The sequence below is a fragment of the Ferdinandcohnia sp. SAFN-114 genome, from assembly GCF_059415045.1.
The window spans coordinates 1-2,291 of the sequence record NZ_JBPFDQ010000176.1; the positions used below are offsets into that span (position 1 = coordinate 1).

Sequence of the window (2,291 nt, forward strand, 5' to 3'; positions counted from 1 at the left end):
TATTATGCAGAAAATTCGTCAAAAGTGTACATATTTAAACAATCACTTTTGTACATTCTTAGGTTAGCATTTATAGACGTCTTTTAAATACGTTAAGAACAAAGAAGGGAGAAGATAATTTGAAAAAGAAAAGACGGAACTTTAAGTACTCAGGTACTGCCGTTAATCAACCTGGGAATACACAAAGGGCTGAAAAGGTGCAAGTCCACACGAGCCAAAAAAAACCGGTATCAATTACTAAATCCGGTGGTTGTGGATGTGGAAAAAAACTAAAAAGGAAAGACTAGTAAAAAAGCGGTTGACGCCAAAAAGTACAACTTTTTGGCGTCAACCTTCTTTTTTTAAAAAAATTACGGATATTGAATGTGCACTAAAAGCTAGGCTGGACACTCTTTTATAAAAGTTTAAAAAAGTAAAAGCCTTTATTGATTAAGATTCTGAATTGTTGCAAGGACGTATGGGTTTCTGCATTCTCTTAGTTCATCACGACATTCTTCTCTTTCTTGACGTGCTGTTCGTAAATCATCTCTACATTCTCTAAGTTCATTTCTTCTTACCCTAAGCTCAGCACGGGCAGCTCTTAGTTCTTCTCGACAATGCTCGAAAGTATGAGCCAATGTTATTCCTCCTTTTCAATTATAATAAATTTAGTTCATGGTCTATGCCCCTCGACATTCACGTAAATTATCGCGGCAATCTCTTAGGTCATTTCGTACATCTTCTCGTTTAACTCTACATTCCACAATATTATTGTTTGTTTCTACTATATTTGCCTGTGTTTCCGCTAGCTTTTGTTGACATTCCTGTAATGTTTGAGCCATTACCATAATCCCTCCTTTTATTTTAATAAAAGGATAAAAAATCCTTCTTAGATTTTATATGCTATTACCGTATATATGGGTTGGACTAAAATATTAATTTTATAAAAAATATTTAAAAATAGGTCAATATCCTATTCGAAAATTAAAATCCTATCTTTATAAAAAATATATTATTTAATAAGCTGATAGTTATTACTGGAAAGGGGGGAATTGGCATATTGATGTAAGAAATATTGATTTAATTGTTCACAATCCAATGGTAGTAAGCATATTAAGAAAATTTTCTTTATAGACGAGTGGATTAAATTTTTTATTTACATATAGGAAAGCTTCTTTCCTTAATCGATTTCTCAAATCCTCATTGTAGAGTAGTTCTTTAGCTTCTAATACCACAGTTTGTAAATCATCATGTGGCATAATTTTTCCTGTTTTATTATGATGTACAAAGCTCTTAATTCCATCTGAATCCGTACAAAGAACTGGGCAATTACAACTCATGGCCTCAATAACCGCATAGCCAAATCCTTCTTTTTTGGAGGTTGAGCATAGAAAACCTCCCGATTCTCCAATCATCGAGTAATATTCTGGCATTTTATCATAAGAAATATTGTAGTGCGAAAGGAGGTGTTTTTTTAAATTTAATTTTTCTAGCCATTTTTTAAAGCGAATCCTTTCTAATTTATCTGCCGTTGTTGGATCTTCAAACATCCAAAGCTCAATAGATTGATTATCCCTGATTAGTTCAGCACCAAGTTGTAAAAATAGTTTCCAATTTTTATTGGGTTCAATTCTTCCAACCCAACCAATTATTGTTTTTTGCGGTTTTGGAAGTTGGAGATACGTAAAGGAAGTTGTATTAATGCAATTATGAAAGCTAAATTTTTGTACTGAGGGAAAGTGAAAGTCAATTAGATTTTGTAAATGGGGTGTTCGTGGAAACATGATACCATCTACCTGTCCAATAATATGTTTTTTGGCAAGTTCTAATAAATTATTAATTTCTGTCCCAAACCCTTGTATATCGTAAATGAGCTTCCCGTTATAACCTAAACGACGTAATCTTAAAACAAACAAATAATCTAGTATAACGACCACCAAATCATATTGTTCCCTTTCAATGATTTCCTTAATTTTCTCATCGTCATTTGTAATGAATGTTTTTGTCCCTTTCATGTTTTTAATACCAGCACCACCTGTTAAATATAAAAAATGACAATCGAAGTCTTTGCTTTGTAGAGCTTGAAAGCGTTGTAAATTTAATGTGACAATGCCGCCAGTACCAAGGTGAAAAGTAAATAGTATTTTCAATGTATCAACCTTCTTTCCTTTTTTTAATGATGATTTTAAAAGCATAATCATAAAAGATATTTTGATAATGATACCTGTTGTAAAATTTTGATACTATGTCAAGAAAATAGACACAGATTTTTCTACCGCGCTTTCGCTTGGTAGCCTTCATAAAAAAGTTTA

Annotated in this window: 3 protein-coding genes; all 3 read right to left on the reverse strand. The window is 32.2% G+C overall.

Annotated elements, in window-relative coordinates; all coding sequences use genetic code 11:
- Positions 1 to 422: 422 nt before the first annotated feature.
- Positions 423 to 617 carry a hypothetical protein gene (locus tag ACR65M_RS26710; RefSeq protein WP_440274918.1) on the reverse strand — a complete coding sequence of 65 codons (195 nt, stop codon included), beginning with the start codon at positions 615 to 617 and terminating at the stop codon, positions 423 to 425.
- A 42-nt stretch (positions 618 to 659) separates the two neighbouring features.
- The gene (locus ACR65M_RS26715) at positions 660 to 821 is read right to left on the reverse strand and encodes a hypothetical protein (protein ID WP_440274919.1); all 162 of its coding nucleotides are present in this window, start codon (positions 819 to 821) and stop codon (positions 660 to 662) included.
- Between the two features lie 246 nt (positions 822 to 1,067).
- Positions 1,068 to 2,180: a glycosyltransferase family 4 protein gene (locus ACR65M_RS26720; protein ID WP_440274920.1), complete on the reverse strand. Its 1,113-nt coding sequence runs from the start codon at positions 2,178 to 2,180 to the stop codon at positions 1,068 to 1,070.
- Positions 2,181 to 2,291: the final 111 nt, after the last annotated feature.